Origin of the sequence: Pigmentiphaga litoralis, assembly GCF_048632615.1 — a bacterium.
Classification (GTDB): Bacteria; Pseudomonadota; Gammaproteobacteria; order Burkholderiales; family Burkholderiaceae_B; genus Pigmentiphaga; species Pigmentiphaga litoralis_B.
The window spans coordinates 5,134,432-5,152,945 of the sequence record NZ_CP184479.1 but is presented as its reverse complement, the minus strand read 5'-3'; the positions used below and the strand labels follow the sequence as shown (position 1 = coordinate 5,152,945).

The 18,514-nt window shown below is 66.1% G+C and carries 18 protein-coding genes and 1 pseudogene; 5 read left to right on the top strand and 14 right to left on the bottom strand.

The window, feature by feature from the left end:
- Positions 1-52: 52 nt before the first annotated feature.
- From ACNANG_RS23765 to fahA, 4 genes are read left to right on the top strand one after another with little or no spacing between them, the layout of a single operon-like run.
- Positions 53-1,075 carry a Bug family tripartite tricarboxylate transporter substrate binding protein gene (locus ACNANG_RS23765; RefSeq protein ID WP_420225087.1) on the top strand — a complete coding sequence of 341 codons (1,023 nt, stop codon included), beginning with the start codon at positions 53-55 and terminating at the stop codon, positions 1,073-1,075.
- A gap of 2 nt (positions 1,076-1,077) precedes the next feature.
- Positions 1,078-2,265 carry an FAD-dependent monooxygenase gene (locus ACNANG_RS23760; RefSeq protein ID WP_420225086.1) on the top strand — a complete coding sequence of 396 codons (1,188 nt, stop codon included), beginning with the start codon at positions 1,078-1,080 and terminating at the stop codon, positions 2,263-2,265.
- A gap of 48 nt (positions 2,266-2,313) precedes the next feature.
- Positions 2,314-2,886 carry a VOC family protein gene (locus tag ACNANG_RS23755; protein WP_420225085.1) on the top strand — a complete coding sequence of 191 codons (573 nt, stop codon included), beginning with the start codon at positions 2,314-2,316 and terminating at the stop codon, positions 2,884-2,886.
- Positions 2,887-2,890: 4 nt separating this feature from the next.
- The gene (fahA, locus tag ACNANG_RS23750) at positions 2,891-4,219 is read left to right on the top strand and encodes a fumarylacetoacetase (protein WP_420225084.1); all 1,329 of its coding nucleotides are present in this window, start codon (positions 2,891-2,893) and stop codon (positions 4,217-4,219) included.
- 45 nt (positions 4,220-4,264) lie between these two features.
- On the opposite strand, the gene ACNANG_RS23745 is transcribed toward fahA, so the two are convergent.
- The 3 genes from ACNANG_RS23745 to ACNANG_RS23735 form a co-directional block, all read right to left on the bottom strand.
- The gene (locus ACNANG_RS23745; RefSeq protein ID WP_420225083.1) at positions 4,265-5,215 is read right to left on the bottom strand and encodes a LysR family transcriptional regulator; all 951 of its coding nucleotides are present in this window, start codon (positions 5,213-5,215) and stop codon (positions 4,265-4,267) included.
- Between the two features lie 10 nt (positions 5,216-5,225).
- Entirely contained in the window at positions 5,226-6,203 is a 978-nt protein-coding gene (locus tag ACNANG_RS23740) for a Bug family tripartite tricarboxylate transporter substrate binding protein (RefSeq protein ID WP_420225082.1), read from the bottom strand.
- A gap of 136 nt (positions 6,204-6,339) precedes the next feature.
- Positions 6,340-7,278, bottom strand: coding sequence for an alpha/beta fold hydrolase (locus ACNANG_RS23735; protein WP_420225081.1), 939 nt, complete (start codon positions 7,276-7,278; stop codon positions 6,340-6,342).
- 160 nt (positions 7,279-7,438) lie between these two features.
- Here ACNANG_RS23735 and ACNANG_RS23730 point away from each other — a divergent pair, with 160 nt between their 5' ends.
- The gene (locus ACNANG_RS23730; RefSeq protein WP_420225080.1) at positions 7,439-8,149 is read left to right on the top strand and encodes a TetR/AcrR family transcriptional regulator; all 711 of its coding nucleotides are present in this window, start codon (positions 7,439-7,441) and stop codon (positions 8,147-8,149) included.
- A gap of 18 nt (positions 8,150-8,167) precedes the next feature.
- Here ACNANG_RS23730 and ACNANG_RS23725 read toward each other — a convergent pair whose 3' ends face one another.
- The 11 genes and pseudogenes from ACNANG_RS23725 to ACNANG_RS23675 all read right to left on the bottom strand — a co-directional run bounded on the left by ACNANG_RS23725 (position 8,168) and on the right by ACNANG_RS23675 (position 18,508).
- Positions 8,168-8,899, bottom strand: a complete 732-nt coding sequence (locus ACNANG_RS23725; protein WP_420225079.1) for an SDR family oxidoreductase — start codon at positions 8,897-8,899, stop codon at positions 8,168-8,170.
- Positions 8,896-10,340, bottom strand: a pseudogene (locus ACNANG_RS23720) (NAD-dependent succinate-semialdehyde dehydrogenase). Before ACNANG_RS23720 ends, ACNANG_RS23725 begins: the two are co-directional and overlap by 4 nt.
- Before the next feature lie 28 nt (positions 10,341-10,368).
- Complete coding sequence (locus ACNANG_RS23715; protein ID WP_420225078.1) at positions 10,369-11,334, bottom strand: Bug family tripartite tricarboxylate transporter substrate binding protein; 966 nt, start codon at positions 11,332-11,334, stop codon at positions 10,369-10,371.
- A gap of 165 nt (positions 11,335-11,499) precedes the next feature.
- Positions 11,500-12,225, bottom strand: coding sequence for an enoyl-CoA hydratase/isomerase family protein (locus ACNANG_RS23710; RefSeq protein ID WP_420225077.1), 726 nt, complete (start codon positions 12,223-12,225; stop codon positions 11,500-11,502).
- The gene (locus ACNANG_RS23705; protein ID WP_420227645.1) at positions 12,222-12,656 is read right to left on the bottom strand and encodes a molybdopterin cofactor-binding domain-containing protein; all 435 of its coding nucleotides are present in this window, start codon (positions 12,654-12,656) and stop codon (positions 12,222-12,224) included. Before ACNANG_RS23705 ends, ACNANG_RS23710 begins: the two co-directional genes overlap by 4 nt.
- Positions 12,572-14,563, bottom strand: a complete 1,992-nt coding sequence (locus ACNANG_RS23700) for a xanthine dehydrogenase family protein molybdopterin-binding subunit (protein ID WP_420225076.1) — start codon at positions 14,561-14,563, stop codon at positions 12,572-12,574. Before ACNANG_RS23700 ends, ACNANG_RS23705 begins: the two co-directional genes overlap by 85 nt.
- Entirely contained in the window at positions 14,556-15,038 is a 483-nt protein-coding gene (locus ACNANG_RS23695) for a (2Fe-2S)-binding protein (RefSeq protein ID WP_420225075.1), read from the bottom strand. Before ACNANG_RS23695 ends, ACNANG_RS23700 begins: the two co-directional genes overlap by 8 nt.
- Positions 15,035-15,490: a CoxG family protein gene (locus tag ACNANG_RS23690; protein WP_420225074.1), complete on the bottom strand. Its 456-nt coding sequence runs from the start codon at positions 15,488-15,490 to the stop codon at positions 15,035-15,037. Before ACNANG_RS23690 ends, ACNANG_RS23695 begins: the two co-directional genes overlap by 4 nt.
- A gap of 133 nt (positions 15,491-15,623) precedes the next feature.
- On the bottom strand, positions 15,624-16,430 hold the full coding sequence (locus ACNANG_RS23685) for an FAD binding domain-containing protein (protein WP_420225073.1): 807 nt from the start codon (positions 16,428-16,430) through the stop codon (positions 15,624-15,626).
- Between the two features lie 121 nt (positions 16,431-16,551).
- A complete protein-coding gene (locus tag ACNANG_RS23680; protein WP_420225072.1) occupies positions 16,552-17,319 on the bottom strand; it encodes an alpha/beta fold hydrolase in 768 nt (255 codons plus the stop codon).
- 22 nt (positions 17,320-17,341) lie between these two features.
- Complete coding sequence (locus ACNANG_RS23675; RefSeq protein ID WP_420225071.1) at positions 17,342-18,508, bottom strand: acyl-CoA dehydrogenase family protein; 1,167 nt, start codon at positions 18,506-18,508, stop codon at positions 17,342-17,344.
- Positions 18,509-18,514: the final 6 nt, after the last annotated feature.

Below are 18,514 nucleotides of genomic sequence, written 5' to 3'. Positions count from 1 at the left end.
GGCCGCGCACCGCGGCACGGATCGCGCAGCCTGCATCGACCAGGGGACACCGATGACCGACACCACCACGCGCGCCGCCCCTTCGCGGCGCGTTTTCGTTTGCAGGGCCCTCGGCACCATTGCCGCGCTCGCGCTGGGCGCCACCGCCACACTGGCGCCGCTGAGCCCGGCCGCCGCCCAGGACTATCCCACCGGCCCCATCACACTGATCGTGCCCTTTCCGCCGGGCGGTCCGACCGACGTCAGCGCGCGTCTGGTCGGGAAGTCGCTGGGCACCCTGCTTGGCAAACCGGTCATTGTTGAAAACCGCCCAGGCGCGGGTGGCACCGTCGGCTCGGCCTTCGTAGCCCGCGCACCCGCCGACGGCTACACCTTGCTGTGGGGCAGCACCAGCAGCCTGGGGGTCGCGCCCTCGCTGTATCCCAATCCGGGCTATGCGCCGATGACATCGTTCGCGCCGATCGGCATGGTCGGCCGCACGCCCATCCTGCTGGTGACGCGCAGTGCGCTGCCGCCCAAGACGCTGCAGGAGTTCGTGGCCTATGCCAAGACCCACAAGTCATCGTACGGATCGGCCGGCAATGGATCGATCAACCACCTGACGGGCGAGTGGCTGAAGGAAGTCGCCAAATTCGACATGCTGCATGTGCCTTACAAGGGCGGCGCGCCGGCCTTTGCCGATATGGTCAGCGGCCAGGTCGACATGTCGCTCGAAACCATCAGCCTGGCCCAGCCCTACATGGCCAATGGCCGCATCAAGGTGCTGGCCACCACCAGCGCGAAACGCTCGCCTGCGATGCCCGACGTGCCCACGGTGCAGGAACTCTACGGCAACGACTTCGAGGTGTATTCGTGGCTGGCGCTGGTGGCCCCGGCCAAGACACCGCCTGCCGTGCTGCAGAAGTTGAACGCCGCGCTGCGTGACGCGCAGAACGATCCCGAACTGCGCAAGCAGATGGAAACGAGCGGACTGGATGTGATCCAGACGACGCCCGACGAATTCCGCACCTTCCTTGCCGGCGAGTCCAAGAAGTGGACGGCGCTGGTTGCCAAAACCAAACCTGTCGTGGACTGATCATGCGCATACTTATCGCGGGAGGCGGCCTGGGTGGCCTGACCGCCGGACTGGCCTTGCTCAAGAAGGGCTTCGATGTCCGGATCCTGGAGCAGGCCGCGCAGCTGAAAGAAGTCGGCGCCGGCATCCAGCTGAGCCCCAACTGCAATCACGTGCTGTTCAAGCTTGGCCTTGAACCCGAGTTCATGAAGCTCGCATCCGAGCCGCAAGGCAAGATCGTGCGGCTATGGAACACGGGCCAGACGTGGAACCTGTTCGACCTGGGCAGCGTGTCCCGCAAGCTGTATGGCTACCCCTACCTGACCGCGCACCGGGCGGATCTGCACCAGACACTGGCCAACGCCGTGCGGCGCGAAGATCCGGATGCCATCGTGCTGGGCGCGAAAATGGTGGCGTTCGACCAGCATGCTGACGGTGTGACGGTGCGGACCGAAGACGGCCGCAGCTTTCATGGCGACGTGCTGGTCGGCGCCGACGGCGTGCATTCGCTGGTGCGCGAAACCTTGTTCGGCGCCGACAAGCCGCGCTTTTCGGGCATCGTGGCCTGGCGCGGCGTGATCGAAGCCGAGACCTTGCCGCCGCAGTTGCAGCGCCCCCTGGGCGTGAACTGGGTGGGTCCTGGCGCCCATGTCATCCACTACCCGTTGCGCGCCAACAAGCTCGTCAACTTCGTGGCTGCCGTCGAGCGGACGGACTGGCAAGTGGAGTCGTGGACCGAGCGCGGGTCGACCGAAGAATGCCTGGCCGACCTGGCCGGCTGGCACGAGGACGTGCACAGCCTGATCCGCGCGATCGACGTCCCGTACAAGTGGGCGCTGATGGTGCGCGCGCCAATGGAGAAGTGGAGCAACGGCAACATTACCTTGCTCGGCGACGCCTGCCATCCCACCCTTCCCTTCCTGGCGCAAGGCGCGGCCATGGCGATCGAAGACGGTTATATGCTGGCGCGCGCGCTGGACGAATACCGCGACGATCCGGCAGTCGCATTGCAGCACTATGAAGAGGCCCGCAAGGACCGCACCGCGCGCGTGGTGGAAGGATCGAACGCCAACGCCAAACGCTTCCACAACAAGGAACTGGCCCACCCCGAAGGGGCGGCCGCGTATGTGAATCGCGAGTGGCAGGAAGACCGCGTCAAGGAACGCTATGAATGGCTGTTCACGTATGACGTCGAGACCGCGCCGCTCTAAAGCCGCGCGCAGCCATCTGTCGTGAACCTGCCGTTGAAAGGACACCCCATGAACACCCTGACCTCCGCCGACCTCTCGGCGCCTACCGTTCAAGGACTGCACCACTTCGCGTGGCGCTGCCGTGATGCCGAAGAAACGCGGCATTTCTACGAAGACCTGATCGGCCTGCCGCTGGTCCATGTGATCCGTCTGGACCACGTGCCCAGCACCGGCGAGTACTGCCCCTACGTCCACATCTTTTTCGAGATGGGCGACGGATCCTACATTGCATTCTTCGACCTGGGCGACGACGTGTCCGCCCTGCCCTCGCCGAACACGCCTGCGTGGGTCAACCACATTGCGCTGCAGGTCGACAGCCTGGACCGGCTGATGGCGCTCAAGGCCAGGCTTGAAGAGGCCGGCGTCGATGTGCTGGGCGTGACGGACCACCACATCGTCAAGTCGATCTACTTTTTCGACCCGAATGGCTTCCGGGTCGAACTGACGGTGCGCACCGTGTCAGATGCCGAGATGAAGTCGCATGCGCGCGTCGCCCATGCCGATCTGGCCAAGTGGGTGACCGACAAGGCGCAGCTGCGCGCGTCCGCCAGCGCTTCTTCCTCCACCGCTTTGGGACACTGACCGTATGGCTGAATCGAACACCACCGCTTTGAACGCCACCCACGACGCGTCCGCGCGGAGCTGGGTCGAGAGCGCCAATGCCGACGACACCGATTTCCCGATCCAGAACCTGCCGTACGGCATTCTTGAGCGCGATGGAAGACGCGGGGGCGCGGTCGCCATTGGCGATCAGGTGCTGGATATCGGCGCTGCGCTGGACGCGGGCTGGTTCGAGGGCGCGGCCCGGCGTGCCGCCGAAGCCGCCGCCGCGCCCACGCTCAACGCCTTGATGGCCCTGCCGCCCGCCGACACGCATGCCTTGCGGGCTGCGCTTTTCGACAGGCTGCGCGCCAATGGAACGCTGGCAGACAAGGCGCGTGCCGACGCGGCCAAGGTGCTGGTGCCAGCCGCGGGCGTAACGCTGCACCTGCCCTGCCGCATCGAAGGCTATACCGACTTCCTGACGTCTATCCATCACACCGAACGCCACGGCAAGCTCAAGGGCCTGAAAGACCCGCTGCCGCCTGCCTTCAAGTACCTGCCCGTCGCCTACCACGGCCGCACGTCGTCGATTCGCGTCAGCGGGCCGGACGTGGTGCGTCCGCATGGTCAATGGAAGGCCGCGGACGGCAGCGTGCAGTTCGGCGCGATTGAAGCCATGGACTTCGAGCTGGAACTTGGCCTGTTCGTGGGCCAGGGCAACGCCCAGGCGTCGCCGATTCCGATCGACCAGGTGGCCGACTATCTGTTCGGCTTCTGCCTGTTGAACGATTGGTCCGCCAAAAGTATCCAGTGGTGGGAACAAGTGCTTGGCCCCTTCCTGGGCAAGAACTTCCATACCTCGGTGTCACCGTGGGTGGTCACGGCCGAGGCGCTGGCGCCATTTCGCACGGCCGCCTGCGCGCGTCCCGAAGGGGATCCCGCGCCGCTGCCCCATCTGGCAAGCGATGCGGATCAACGCCAGGGTGCGTTCGATATCCAGCTCGAAGCCTGGCTGTCCAGCGATGCCATGCGCACGTCCGGCGAAGGTCCGGCCCGCATCAGCCAGACCAATGCCCGGACCTTGTACTGGACCTTTGGCCAGATGGTGGCGCATCACACCAGCAACGGGTGCAACCTGCTGCCGGGCGACCTGATCGGCAGCGGCACGGTGTCGGGGGAAGCGCGCAGCTCGATGGCCTGCATGACCGAGATGACCAGCGCCGGGGCGGAAGCGATCACGCTGCCTAACGGCGAAACGCGGAAGTGGCTGATGGACGGCGACGAGATCGTGCTGCGCGGCAAGGCCGAAAAAGCGGGTTTTCGGACGATAGGCTTTGGCGAATGCCGCGGGCGCATCGCGCCGGCGCGATAAGCATCCGTCGAACAAAGGGCAACCGGCTGCCGCAGGCCGGTTGCCTTACCCCGCCGACGGTCTGGGCAGTTCCGCGACCACCTGCTCGAACGTCGATACGAACGCGGTCAAGGTCGGTGACGGGACGGCGCCGGCCCGCGTGATGGCATAGAAGTCGAAACTGACGGCCGGCACCAGCGGTCGGCAATGCACCGCGTAGCGCAGGCAGGCGCTCTGCGCGAACGACGGAATGATCGCGATGCCGAAACCTTTTTCGGCCATCGCAATGGCGGTCTCCAGATGCTGCACCGTGGTCCGCCGCGCAATGTTCAGCTTGTGGCGGAACAAGGCTTCTTCGGTCAGGCTCTGTACGGGGCTCTCGGGCGTGAGGCAGATCAGCGCCTGCTCGTTCAACGCCTGCCATGGCATGTCGCCGCTGCCGGTATCGGCGGCGTGGGCGGTAGTGGCCGCCTTGGCCGTCCTGCCCTCGCGCCGGTCCGATGCGTACACCGCAGCCAGATAAGACGGGACGATCGCTTCACGCCGCAGCCCCGACACTTTGGCGAAGAACGCGCCGAAAGCCGCATCCAGTCCGCCGTTTTCCACGGCCTGCTGGATTTCGACCGGGCTGCCGTCCACCACTTCCACATCCACCTGCGGATGCGTCGCTGCGAACCGCAGCAAGGTGTCCGGCACGATGGTTGACGCCATCAACGGAGTGAAGCCGACCCGCAGCGTGGCAATGTCCTGCCTTTCCATGTCGCGCAGGCGCAGCGCCGCGTCGCTCAGTTCCCGCGCGATCAACGCCGCGGTGGGCAGGAACACCCGGCCGGCTTCGGTCAGCACCACCGCGCGCGTGGTCCGTTCGAACAACCGGGTGTTGAGCTGGGACTCCAGCTCGCGAATGGTGGCGCTCAGGCCCGCCTGGCTCAGATGCAGATGCTGAGCCGTCTTCGTAAAGTTGGCCGACTCGGCCACGCCCAGGAAGGCCTTGAGCTGACGCAGGGAAATATTCATGCGCCGGCGATCAGTCCAACCGCAGGTTCAGGCGCTTGATGATCTTGCCCCACTTGTCGGTGTCCACGGCGATCAGCTGCCGCAGTTCATCGGGCGTCGTCGGGCCGGGGGTCGCACCCGCGGCCACGATACGCGTCTTGACCTCGGCATTGTTCAATGCCGCGTTCAGCGCGCCGTTCAGCTTGTCGATGATGGCGGGCGGCGTGCCGGTCGGGGCGGCGATCGCGAACCAGCCGGTCGCCTCGTAGCCCTTCAGACCGGATTCGGCCAGCGTCGGGACATCGGGCAGGGCCGGGCTGCGTTCGGCGGTGGTGACGGCATAGGCCTTCAGCTTGCCGGCCTGGATGTAGTTGACCGAGCTGGGCGTGTCGCTCATGGCCAGCGGGATCTGTCCGCTCATGGCGTCCACCGTGGCGGGACCGGTACCCTTGTACGGCACCAGCACCGTCTTGACGCCCGCGGTCTGGTTGAACAGTTCGCTGGCCAGCTGCATGACCGTGCCTTGCCCGCCATGGCCCAACGACAACTTGTCAGGCATGGCCTTGGCTTCGGCCAGCACGTCGGCAATGGTCTTGGCCTTGGCATCGGGCGGCCCCACCAGCACGAACGGCGAATACGCGACACGGCCGACCGGCGTCAGGTCCTTGATCGGATCGAAGGTCATGTTCCGGTACAGCACACCGTTGATGCCCAATGCGCCCGCGCCGCTGAACCCGATCACGTAGCCATCGGGCGCTGCCCGCGCCACCGCTTCCATCGCAATGTTGCCGCCCGCCCCGCCGCGGTTTTCGACCACGACCTGCTGGCCGAGCCGCTCGGACATGACGGGTGCGATCACCCGGGCGATCAGGTCGGTGCTGCCGCCTGGTGGAAACGCCACGATCATGCGAATCGGCTTGGTGGGGTAGGCTGCGGGCGCCTGGGCGTACGCGCCTGGCAGAACAGCCAGCGTGCAGCTGGCTGCCAGCGCAAGGGTCCATGTCTTCACTGCGGTCTCCTGTTGGGCCGCGCACGTTTTGCGGCGCGGCTGTCTTTACCTACCGGTCTGAATGCCGGTATCAGAAAAATATATTACGCTCATATTTGAGCATGGTCATTTATTTGCTGCGCCGGGCGTATGCGGATCAACCCTTCATCCGGATGCCGGAGGCCTGATCCGTCGCACCGGCCAGAATGTCCACCAGCAAGGGATTGATGACATCGGCGGCCTCGTAGATGGCCCAATGGCCCGCGCCTGGAATCAGATGGAATTGCGCGGAAGGGTGCACCTGCGTCAGCACGCGGCCCTGCTCGGCAACGTCGCCCCCATAGACGTCGAATTCTCCCGACACACCATGGATCTCGCAGGCCAATTGACGGAAGTTTTGCGGTGAACGGCTGGCCAGCAACGGCCGCATGTCCAGCGTCGTGCGCAGCACATTGCGGGTTTGCAGGGCGACGGCGAGCGCATCGATGCGCGCGGTGTCATGGATCATCAGCACGCCCAGGTTGTGCTTCTGGATGGCCGCCATCTCGGCCGGATCATCAACGCCGCGCCAGCGTCGCACGCCCTCGGGCAAGGCCAGCGGGCCATCGGAAAAGCTGCCGCGCAGCAGGACCAGCTTGCGCACCTGCGCAGGACGTTCAACCGCCATGGTCTCCGCCAGGACCGAGCCCAGTGAAAACCCCAGGATGTCCACGGGCGTGCTCTGCTCCGGCAACACCTCGTCCAGCCCGCGCCACAGCAGCGACGCGAACCCCGCCATGCTGGGCGTGCCGGCAAAGGGATCGGCGTCGCCGTGGCCCGGCAGGTCAGGCACGTACAGCGTGTGGTTGGCGCTCAGCGCTTCCAGGTTGCGGATCCAGTGCGTCCACGAGCCGCTATTGCCGTGCAGCAAGACCACGGGCGACCCGCTGCCCCAGATGCGCCACGTGATCGTGTTCGCCCCTTCAGGCGTAGAGACACGGCGGGCCGTGGCTTCCCAACGTGCTGCGTCTGCCGGCAGGTCTCCGACGACCGTATCCCCTGCGTTGGCGGACAGCCCGGAAGCATCCTTGACAGCGATATCGGCAGCGTCGGCCACGGTGGTCTCCTTATTAATAAGTTAACTTTATATAAACTACACTTACTTTGTCAACGCGTCGCGGCATCGTGCGCCCAGGGCTTTTCTTTTAGAATAGGCACCGTTTGACGCATCCGCTCCTACCCTGGCTACGCTCGCGCGGGCCGACAACAAGAAATTCATGAAAGACACCCTCACTGGAAAATCCGCCTCCGCCCCTGCGCTTGGTCTGCGTGAACGCAGCAAACAAGACAAGCTCCGTCGCATCAAGCAGGCGGCACGCGAGGTCTTCCTTGAAAAGGGGTTCGACGACGCGACCACGCGCGAAATCGCCCAGCGCGCCGACGTCGCGATCGGCACCGTGTTCGTCTATGCGGCTGACAAACGCGACCTGTTGATGCTGATCATCAACAACGATCTGGACGCCGTGAACGAAAAGGGTGAAAAGGCCCTGCAGTCCGACCTGCCCTTGCTCGAACAGCTGATGAAGTTTTTCACGCTGCGCTACACCTACTGGGCCAAGGAACCGCCCCTGTCGCGCGCGGCCGTGCAGGAAACCGCCGACTTCCTGGCCGAGACCACCGACAAGGGCAAGGAAACCAGCCGCTTCTACGCGCGCCGTTCCAACATCTCGTCGATGCTGACCGACCTTGCACGCCAGAAGCAGGAAGCCGGCAAGATCGCCAACACCGCGCCACCCGAATTGATCGCCGGCCTGATCATGACGATCTACCTGACCGAAGTGCGCCGCTGGCTCGCGCAAGGCACCCCCAAGCCCGCGGTCGGCCTGGCCCGCCTTCGTGCCTTGCTGGCGTTGGCGATCCAGGGCCTGGGCCCTACCGGCGCCGAAGTGCCGGCCATCCCCACGGGCAAGAAACCGCGCGCGAAGTGATCGTCGCGGCGGGCGGGTTCAGCCGCGCCCCAGCAGCGGCATCGACAGCGGGAAGATGACGCTTTCATACAGGTTGACCTCGGGCGGCAGGGACGCCATCAACAGCACCACCCTTGCCACGTCGGACGCCTTCATCAGTTCACCGGGCGCGAACTTGCGTCCGGACTTCTCGGCCAGCGCCGATTCGGTCACGCCAGGGTGCAGCACACTGACGGCAATGCCATGCTCGCGGCCATCCAGCGCCAGCGCGTGCGTCATGCCATCCAGGCCATGCTTGGTCGTCGTGTAGGGCACCGAATGCGGTCGTGGCACCCGAGCCGCCACGCTCCCCATGTTGATGATGCGCCCGCCGCCGCGCGGCTTCATCACGCGGAAGGCTTCCCGGCTGCACAAGAAGGCACCGGTCAGATTGACGTCGAGCACCTGACGCCACGCCGCCAGGGTCAGGTCTTCGATGGGCTGACTGGTGGTCACGCCGGCATTGTTGACCAGCAGATCGACGCCACCAAAGGCGGCCACGGTGCTGTCGAACAGGTGCTGCACCTGCGCTTCGTCGGTCACGTCGGTCATGCAGATCGACGCCGTGCCGCCCGCCTGGGTGATCAGCGACGCGGTCTCGGCAAGCCCCTGTTCGTTGCGAGCCGCAACCATCACGCGTGCGCCCGCCGCGGCCAATGCCACGGCCACGGCGCGGCCGATGCCGGAACTTGCGCCGGTGACGATCGCGGTCTTGCCGGTCAGGTCGTTCATGGCGCGGGGGACTGCGAAATGAATTTGGGCGTCAGGTAGGCGGCAACGCCTTCGATGCCGCCCTCGGACCCGTAGCCACTGTCCTTCACCCCGCCAAAGGGCGATTCGGCCGAGGCGATCGCAAAGGTGTTCATGCCTACCATGCCGCTTTCAATGCCGTTCGACACCTTGATGATGCGGTCGGCGTTGGACGTGAACGCGTAGGCCGCCAGTCCGTATGGCAGATGATTGGCCTGGCGCAGCGCCTCTTCGTCATCATCGAAAGGCACGACCATGGCCAGCGGGCCGAACGGTTCTTCGGACAGCACCCGCGATTCGGCATGCAGGCTGGCCAGCACCGTGGGCCTGAAAAGAAGCCGTCACCCGACATGCGCTCGCCGCCGGTCACGACGGAAGCGCCACGGGACCGGGCGTCCTCCACCAGTGTGTCCATGGCGGTCAGGCGGCGTGGGTTGGCCAGGGCGCCCATCTGCGACGAGGCCTCGACACCCGGGCCGACCCGCAAAGCGCCGGCTGCGCGGCCAAACAGATCGACAAAGGCATCGTGCACCTTGCGATGTACGAAGAAACGCGTCGGCGAAATGCAGACCTGCCCCGCGTTGCGGTACTTGCCCGCGGCCGCCATGCGCGCCACGGCTTCGACATTGACATCGTCGAACACCAGCACGGGCGCATGACCGCCCAGCTCCAGCGTGACGGGTTTGACGCCCCGGGCCGCGAGGCCGGCAATGTGTTTGCCCACCGCGACGCTGCCGGTGAAAGACACCTTGCGGACGACAGGCGATGCGATCAGGAATTCGGAGACCTCGGCCGGCACGCCAAACACCACGTTCAGCACCCCTTTGGGCAAGCCGGCGTCCTGCAGGGCGCGCGCGATTTCGATCGCGCATGCAGGCGTTTCTTCCGAGGGCTTGATGATGCACGTGCAGCCTGCCGCCAGCGAACTGGCGATCTTGCGCGCCGGAATCATCGCCGGGAAATTCCATGGCGTGAACGCCGCGGTCACGCCGACGGGTTCCTGCACGACGATCTGCCGCCAGCCGTTCTCGCGAGGCGGAATCACACGGCCGTACGTGCGGCGGCCCTCTTCGGCCGCCCATTCCAGCATCTCGGCCGTCACCATGACTTCGATGCGGGACTCGGTCAGCGTCTTGCCCTGTTCGAGCGACATGATCCGCGCGATACGATCGCTGCGTTCGCGGAACAGCTGTGCGGCCTTGCGCAGGATTTCACCGCGCGCCAGGGGCGACATGATGCGCCAGCGCTGGAAGGCGGCCTGCGACGTGTCGATCGCCCGTTGCAGATCATCGGTCGTGGCATGCGGCAGGTCGCCCAGGCTGGCGCCGGTGGCCGGGTTGATGACCGGCTCGGAACGGCGGCCCGTGGTGTCGAGCCACTCGCCGTCGATGAACATTTTCAGGTCCAGCACATCATCGCTCATGGATGCTCCAGATAGTTGACGATTGCAATCATTCGGCAGTGATACCGGCCGCGCGGATGATCTTGCCCCACTTCTCGGTGTCGGTACGTACCAGCGTGGCCAGGTCAGCCGGACCGCCAGGCAACGGTTCGGCGCCAATGCTGCGCATGAACTCCGCGATGGCCGGATCGCGCGTGACCGTGTTGAGCCAGCCCGTCAGGCTTGCGAGCACCGGCGCCGGGGCGTTGGCAGGCAGGAAGATGCCGAACCAGCCGCTCAGGTCGTAACCGGGCACGCCCGCTTCGGCCATGGTGGGCACGTCGGGCAAGGAGGTCGGGCGGGTCTTGCCGGTCACGGCCAGCGCGCGCACGCGGCCACCCTTCAGCTGGGGAATCGCCAAGGTCGCATCGGCAAACAGAAAATCGATTCGTCCACCGATCAGATCGGTCATGGCTTGCGGGACGCCCTTGTACGGCACATTGACGGCATCCACGCCGGCCAGGGTCTTGTAGAGTTCGCCGGCGACCTGCCCCGTAGCGTTGCCGCTCCCCCAGGAATACTTGCCCGGTTCGCGCTTGAGCGTGGCGGTCAGGTCGGCCACGGTCTTGTAGGGCCGCGCCTCGGGATTGGTCAGCAGCACGAAGCCGAGCGATGCGACGGTGCCCACCGGCTGGAAGTCCTTGACCGGATCGAAAGGCAGCTTCTTGAACAGATGGATGTTGGCCGCGTGCGTCGAGTTCGGCGTGAACAGAATCGTGTATCCATCAGCGGGTGACTTAGCCACCATGTCGGCCGCGATATTGCCCAGGGCGCCCGCACGGTTGTCGACGACAACCGGCTGGCCCGCTTCCTTTTCCAGGCGCGCCGCGACCTGCCGGGCCACGGCGTCGATGCCGCTGCCTGCCGGATAGCCCAGCACCATACGAATGGGCTTGGCCGGGTAGGCCTGCGCGTGGGCGGTGGATGACAGGCCTAAGGTAGCCGCTGCGAACACTGCCAGCCCGGTGGCCGACAAGGCGGCAGCGTGAAACGCCCGCCGCGTGGAAAAAACGAAGTCATGCTGTCTCCTGGGTAGGGCATGGCGCGATACGTAGCCGCGCCGGTAAGTCTGGGGATGTCACGGATGGGAAGCCGGCGGATGCCTGCGGCCGGGCCGCGGTGGCGACCGGTGCAGGCGGTGCTAGAACTTGGCCGACAAGGCGGTGCCGGCCAGATGCCCGGCCAGTCCGCTGGACGTGCCGCGCGGCAGGCCCGGCGCCAGCTCCAGGAATTGTTTGACGGCACGAATCGTGACCGCGCCGCAGCCCAGCATGATCGTGCTGATGCGCTCGGCTTCGGCGTCCAGTTGGTCCTCTGTGACGACTTGACTGACCAGTCCGGCCTGCAGCGCTTCGGCCGCCGAGACGGTGTCGCGGGTGAGCACCATCCGCGCCACGGTCTTCACGGGCACGCGGCCGATCAGGGCAGACATGACCAGCGTGGGCGGGATATCGCGCTCCATTTCGGGGATCTGGAAGGTGGCGCTGTCTGCCGCAAGGGTGATGTCGCACACCCCGGCCAGGGCGCAGCCCACGCCGATCGCACGGCCCCGGATCACGCCCAGCACCGGCACCGCGGTGGCCTTCAGGGCGTCATAGAGTTCCAGCGCCGGCATCGCCACAGTGCGGCGCAGATGTTCGGCGGATGGCGCAGCGCCCTTGGCCGGCATGGGCGACACGCGCCCCGCGCAAAAGTCGGCGCCGTTGCCCGAAAGTCGGATCAGCTTGATGTCGTCATCCAGTTGGTTGACGGCGGCAACGATGGCGCGGCCCATTTCCGCATCGAGCAGGTTGCCATTGGCCGGCGTGTTCAGCGCGATGTCGAGCAGCGCGCCGTTGCGCGTGACGGTGACCTTGTCGGTATTCACACTCTGTCCCCTTGATGGATGGCTTCCCAGATCGATGCCGCGGTAGCGGGCATCGGCAACTCGTCGGTAGTGACCTCGCGCAGCGCGTCGGCCAGTGCATTGAAGATGGCGGCAGTGGCCGGCGTGATGCCGCTTTCGCCGCCGCCCTTGACGCCCAGCGGATTGCCGCTGGTAGGGTCTTCGGTCAGTTCGATGCGCAGGGGCGGCAAGGCGCCCGCACGCGCCACGCCGTAATCCATGTACGACCCGCTCAGCACCTGCCCGCTTTCGGGATCGACCTGGAAGCCTTCATACAGGGCCTGGCCGATACCCTGCGCCAGTCCCCCATGCACCTGCCCTTCCACGATCAGCGGATTGATGGGCGTGCCGACGTCATCGATGGACGTGTAGCGCGTGAGTTCGACTTCGCCCGTATCCGGATCGACTTCCAGTTCGCAGACCGCCGCGCCCGTCGGGTGTGCCGGGATCCGACCGTTGAATTCCGCAACGACCCGGAAGCGGCGCTCGCCCCCTCCGGCAGTCCGGACTCCGCGATCCATCGGGCAACGTCGGCCAGGGCCACCTTGCGCTGCGACGTAGCGTCGACATACTCGCCATCGATGAAACTGACTTGCCCTTCGGTCGTGTCCAGCAAGGTCGCGGCCACGGGCTTGCCAAGATCGACCAGCGACGACACGGCCTGAACGATCAGCGTACCCACCAGCCGCATGGACCGGTCGGAATGCGTGCCACCGCCCACGCTCACAAACGCGGAATCGCCCGTGCGCAGCGTGATGGCGTCAAACGGCACACCGAGCTTGTCGGCCAGGACCTGCGCGAACGTGGTGGCATGGCCCTGTCCGGTCGTTTGCGTACCCGCCACCAGATCCACCCGGCCGTCGGGTTCCACCATCAGTTCGATGCGTTCCTTGGGCGCGCCCACGGGCGATTCGACGTAATTGGCGACGCCGATGCCGAGCCACCGTCCCCGCGCGCGCGCCGCCGCACGGCGCGCCTCGGCATCGTCCCACTCCGACACCGCCAGCGCGCGTTCCATGTTGGCGGCAAACGCGCCGCTGTCGTAGTTCAGGCCCATCGGGCTGCGGTACGGCATCTGGCCGGGCTGGATCAGATTGCGCCGGCGGATCTCGACCCGGTCGATCCCCAGTTCGCGGGCGGCGATGTCCAGCATGCGTTCCATGACGTGCGTCGATTCGGGCCGCCCCGCGCCGCGATACGGTCCGGTGGGCGCACTGTTCGTCATGACGGCGCTCAGCTTCGCGGCGGCGGCGGGCACGTGGTAGACCGTGGTCATGACACGCGACCCGTTCGACAGCGGCACGTACGACACGGTATGCGCCCCGACGTTGCCGATCAGTTCATGGTCGACGGCCAGGATGCGGCCATCGGCCGACAGCGCCATGGCCGCGCGCGCGACCTGGTCGCGCCCCTGGTAATCCGACAGGAAGGCCTCGTTGCGATCGCTGGTCCATTTGATCGGCCGCCCTACCCGCTTCGATGCCCACAGCACCGCCAGCTGTTCAGGGTTGACCATGCTGCGCGGGCCGAAGCCGCCGCCCACGTCGGGGCTGATCACGCGCACCTGCGTGCGAGGCACCTTCAGCGCATCCGCAATGCACAACTGTTGGCGGGTCACACCCTGGCTGCCCGAGATCAGCAGATAGCCCGACTCGGGATCGTAGCTGCCCAGCGCCGACCGCGGCTCCATCTGGCAATTGACGATGCGGCTGTTGCGAAATTCGCGGCGCACGACATGGTGCGCCCCGGCAAAAATGCGGGCGATCTCTTCGGGATCGCCGATCTGCACCTGGAAGCACAGATTCGATGGCAAGTCGTCCCACAACTGTGGCGCATCGGGCAGCATCCCCTTGTCCGCATCCACCACGGCGGGCAAGGGATCGTAGTCAACATCAATCAGTTCGGCTGCATCGCGCGCTTCGCGCTGCGTCTCGGCCACCACCATGACCACCGCTTCGCCCACATGGCGCACTTTGTCGATGGGCAGCGGAATATGGCGCTGGTTGAACACGTGGCCCGTCAGGGAATCGTTGAACGCACGCTGTTCGTGCGCGATGGCATCGGCGGGATTGGGCACGTGGTCCATGCCCTGATGGCCATCATCCAGATAGTCCTGGCCTGTCAGCACGGCGATCACCCCGGGGGCGGACCGCGCCGCTTCCAGGTCCATGCCGCGAATGACCGCATGGGGCCGCGACGATCGCAAAAAGGCGGCATACACCTGTCCCGGCAGCGACACGTCATCCGTGTACTGCCCTTTGCCTGCGACCAGACGCGCATCCTCCGCCCTTGGCATGGGCTGGCCGATCAGCTTAGGCATGCGGGGCTCCTTGCGTCGCCGCCGCAGCATGCTTGACGGCTTCGATGATGTTGACGTAGCCGGTGCAGCGGCAGATGTTGCCTTCCAGGCCATGGCAGATCGACGCGTCGTCAAGCCGGCCATCCACCGTCAGATAGTGATCGACCGCCATGATCATGCCTGGCGTGCAGAAGCCGCATTGCAATCCGTGGCACGCCACGAACGCTTCCTGCACCGGGCCAAGCGCGCCGGGCGATGGCGCAAGGCCTTCGATCGTGACGACGTCGCCGCCGCTGGCCTGCGCCGCCAGCACGGAACAGGATTTGACGGCCACGCCGTCCAGATGCACGGTGCACGCGCCGCATTGGCTGGTGTCGCAGCCGACGTGGGTGCCTGTCAGCCCCAGGTCCTTGCGAATGAACTCGACCAGCAGCGTGCGGTCGTCCACGTCGCGCGAGACGGCCTCGCCGTTCAGAGTCAGGTGCACCTGCGTCATGCCTGCCCCACCCGTTCGGTCATGGCGGCCGTAAAGCGTTTGAAGAATTCGTCGGCCAGTTTGTTGGTCACCGAACCGATCAGGCGCGACCCGATCTGGGCCAGCTTGCCGCCCACTTCGGCCACGGCCACATAGACCAACTCGCAACCGTCGTCGGTGTCCGTCAACGTCACCGTGGCGGTCATTTTGCCGAAGCCGGCCATGCCGCCGTCGCCCTGGCCGATGATGGTGTAACCAGTGTCTTCCACCTTGTCGGCAATGGTCAGCTTGCCCTTGAAGCGGGCCTTGACCGGCCCGATCGCGGCTACGACGACCGCCGCGTACGTGTCCGGTTCGGTGGGCTCGAAGGCCTCGCAGCCCGGCACGCAGGCCTGGAGCACGGCGGGGTCATTGAGGCCGGCCCAGACCTGGTTGCGGGGAGCCGGAATGCGATGACTGCCTTTGAATTCCATGACGTTTCCAGAAGAAAAGAGAATGAGGGGCAACGGATGCCGCGGTTCGACGTCGTGGGCCATGGCAACGATGCGGCGCAAACGGTGGCCGTAAGGCGTGCCGCCCGCGGGCTGCGCCGTGCTGCCCGCCCGATCAGCGGGGGCGCGCCACCAGCGCGTCGACGGCGCGCCGGGTCATGACCCGTACCAGATTGGCCCGATAGGCGGCGCTGCCGTTGGCATCGCTGTTGAACAGCGTCTCGTCGATCGGCGCATCGGCCAGGCGGTCCGACTGGCAGCCGCCCGCCAACGCGGTTTCGGCCTCGGTCCACCGGAACACCGACGAGGCGGCGCCGGTCACCGCCACGCGCACGGCATCGTTGAATTGCGCAACGAACACGCCGGTGATCGCATAGCCGGTCGCGCGGTGCCGCAGCTTTTGGTAGCCCGCGCGTTCGGGCACCGGAAATTCGATGGCCACGATCAGTTCGCCGGGCTCCAGCGCCGTTTCGAACATGCCCACGAAAAAGTCGTCGGCAGGGAGCCGGCGGCGGCTGGTCACGATGACGGCGCCCAGCCCCAGCACCGCGGCGGGGTAGTCCGCCGCCGGATCGTTATTGGCCACCGAACCGCCCAGGGTGCCGCGATTGCGCACCTGGGGATCGGCAATCACGCCGGCCAGGGCCGCCAGCGCCGGGATCGTGCCGGCCACCACGTCGGATCGCGCCACCTCGACATGCCGGGTCGCGGCGCCGATCCGCAGCACGCCGCCGTCCACACCGATGCCGCGCAGGGCGTCCAGGCGGGACAGGTCCACCAGGTGCGACGGAGCCGCAAGGCGCTGTTTGAGGGTGGGGATGAGGGTCATACCGCCGGACAGCGGCTTGGCGTCTTCCTGGTCGGCCAACAGCGCCAGGGCCTGGTCCAGCGTGTCTGGACGTACATAGCTCAACGGGTACACAGTGGGTCCATCCGTGATGGGCGTATGCCAGCGGCTTGTCTCCGATCGCTGTCATCGTTATAGGAATACGGCCAATGTATCGGAAAGCCCGGGGGAGCTGAATCACATAAAATTGATGGAGTCACAAGCGAATTCGATCATTGAGAAATGCATCGATCCGCGTGCCCAGCATCACCGGCGCCTCGAACATCGGGTAGTGCCCGGCGTTGCCGATCACCTCCAGCGTGGCGTTCGGATAGAAGCGCATCCAGGTATCGCGCATCAGCGCCTCCGACAGCGTCGGATCGTGTTCCCCGATGAACAGGCCCACGGGCAGCTCCAGTCCCGCGATCCGGGCCGAGATGTCCTGGGTCGCCCACTCGCGCAGGTAGGCGCGCATGGCGTCGGGCCGCATGAGGCCGTCGGACTCGGCCGCCATGCGGTCCAGCCACGCGGCCGACAGCCGCCCGCCGGTCGATACCTCGAAGATTTTGCGCCGCACGCCGACGTCATCCACCGCCTTGTCGAAGAAACCCAGCCGGGCGTCGTCCATGCGCGAGCCGCAGGCCGGCACGGCGGTGATGCCGATCAACGCATCGACGCGCTCGGGGGCCAAGGCCAGCACGTGCTGGATCGCGACCCCGCCCATCGAATGTCCGATCAGGCTGTAGCGGTCCCAGCCCAGTTGGTCCGCCATCGCCACGACATCGCCAGCCACCTGGGCAAAGCCGTAAGGGCCGGGATGCTCGCGAGCCGCGCCGTACCCGCGGTAGTCGATCAGGGCCACGGTGGTCGCCGCCGGATCCATTGCGTCGAACACCGTGCCCCAGTGGGCCGCGCTGCCCATCCAGCCGCTCAGCGCAATGACGTGCCGGGGCCCATGGCCCACCAGGTTCGCGGTTGCATGCATGGGAAATTCCTTGGTAAGGAGATCAGGCCTCGTAGCGCTTGAGCAGCGTGCGGGCGATCATCAGTTGCAAAACCTGGCTGGTGCCTTCGTAAATGCGCACCGCGCGCGCGTCGCGGTACAGGCGTTCCACCGGGTAGTCGGCCACGTAGCCCGCGCCGCCCAGGATCTGGACGGCGCGGTCGGCCGTGCGTCCCAGCGCTTCGGAACAGAAATACTTGGCGGCCGCGGCCAGGTTGCGGGTGTCTTCGCCCTGCTCCAGCGCGTCGGCCGCGCGCAGCACCAAGGCGTGGCCCGCAAGGTAGTCGGTCTCGGAATCGGCCAGCATGGCCTGGACCAGCTGGAACTGTGCAATGGCCTGGCCAAACTGCTTGCGCTGCAGCGCGTAGGTGGCGGCTTCGTCGATCAGGCGTTTCGCCATGCCCAGCGCCGACGCGGCCACACTGATGCGCCCCGCGTCCAGCACCTTCATGGCGATCCGGAAGCCTTTGCCTTCGTTCGCCGGCCCGCCCACGATGCGGCTGGCCGGCACGCGAACGTTTTCCAGGATCACGTCGCAGATGGGCGAGCCGCGCTGGCCCATCTTGCGTTCGGGCGTGCCGATGTGCAGACCCGGCGTGTCGCGATCCACGATGAACGCGGTCACGCCGTCGGCGCCTGGCTTGCCCGGATCGGTGCGCGCCATGACCGTGAACACGTGGGCGCGCGACGCGTTGGTGATGTAGCGCTTGGTGCCATTCAATACGAAGTCATCGCCATCGCGCACGGCCGACGTCTTGAGACTGGCGGCGTCAGACCCCGCTTCCGGTTCGGTCAGGCAGAACGCGGCGCGCAGTTCGCCGCTCGCCAGCCCGGGCAGATAGGCCTGCTTCTGGGCCTCGGTACCGGCCATCACGATGCCCTTGCTGCCGATGCCGACGTTCGGCCAGAACACCAGCCGGAAGGCCGGTGACACCTGGCTGAACGCCATCTGCACCTCGATTTCCTGCCGCAGGGTCAACTCGAAGCCGCCGTAGGCTTCGGGAATGCCCAGACCGAACAGGCCCATCTCCTGCATGGTGGCAATGAGGTCGGCGGGGACTTCTTCGGTCTCTTCCACCTGTGCTTCCAGCGGCTTGAGCCGTTGCTGGATGAACCGGTTGATGGAATCCATCAACTGCCGAAAGCTGTCGTCGTCCAGGACGGCGGGCATGCGTGT

What these genes read in the sequence shown, in the direction of transcription:
- ACNANG_RS23765 (WP_420225087.1), top strand. Translation starts at nt 53, where the DNA reads ATGACCGACACCACCACGCGCGCCGCCCCTTCGCGGCGCGTTTTCGTT.
- ACNANG_RS23760 (WP_420225086.1), top strand. Translation starts at nt 1,078, where the DNA reads ATGCGCATACTTATCGCGGGAGGCGGCCTGGGTGGCCTGACCGCCGGA.
- ACNANG_RS23755 (WP_420225085.1), top strand. Translation starts at nt 2,314, where the DNA reads ATGAACACCCTGACCTCCGCCGACCTCTCGGCGCCTACCGTTCAAGGA.
- fahA (WP_420225084.1), top strand. Translation starts at nt 2,891, where the DNA reads ATGGCTGAATCGAACACCACCGCTTTGAACGCCACCCACGACGCGTCC.
- ACNANG_RS23745 (WP_420225083.1), bottom strand. Translation starts at nt 5,215, where the DNA reads ATGAATATTTCCCTGCGTCAGCTCAAGGCCTTCCTGGGCGTGGCCGAG.
- ACNANG_RS23730 (WP_420225080.1), top strand. Translation starts at nt 7,439, where the DNA reads ATGAAAGACACCCTCACTGGAAAATCCGCCTCCGCCCCTGCGCTTGGT.
- ACNANG_RS23725 (WP_420225079.1), bottom strand. Translation starts at nt 8,899, where the DNA reads ATGAACGACCTGACCGGCAAGACCGCGATCGTCACCGGCGCAAGTTCC.
- ACNANG_RS23700 (WP_420225076.1), bottom strand. Translation starts at nt 14,563, where the DNA reads ATGCCTAAGCTGATCGGCCAGCCCATGCCAAGGGCGGAGGATGCGCGT.
- ACNANG_RS23695 (WP_420225075.1), bottom strand. Translation starts at nt 15,038, where the DNA reads ATGACGCAGGTGCACCTGACTCTGAACGGCGAGGCCGTCTCGCGCGAC.
- ACNANG_RS23690 (WP_420225074.1), bottom strand. Translation starts at nt 15,490, where the DNA reads ATGGAATTCAAAGGCAGTCATCGCATTCCGGCTCCCCGCAACCAGGTC.
- ACNANG_RS23680 (WP_420225072.1), bottom strand. Translation starts at nt 17,319, where the DNA reads ATGCATGCAACCGCGAACCTGGTGGGCCATGGGCCCCGGCACGTCATT.
- ACNANG_RS23675 (WP_420225071.1), bottom strand. Translation starts at nt 18,508, where the DNA reads ATGCCCGCCGTCCTGGACGACGACAGCTTTCGGCAGTTGATGGATTCC.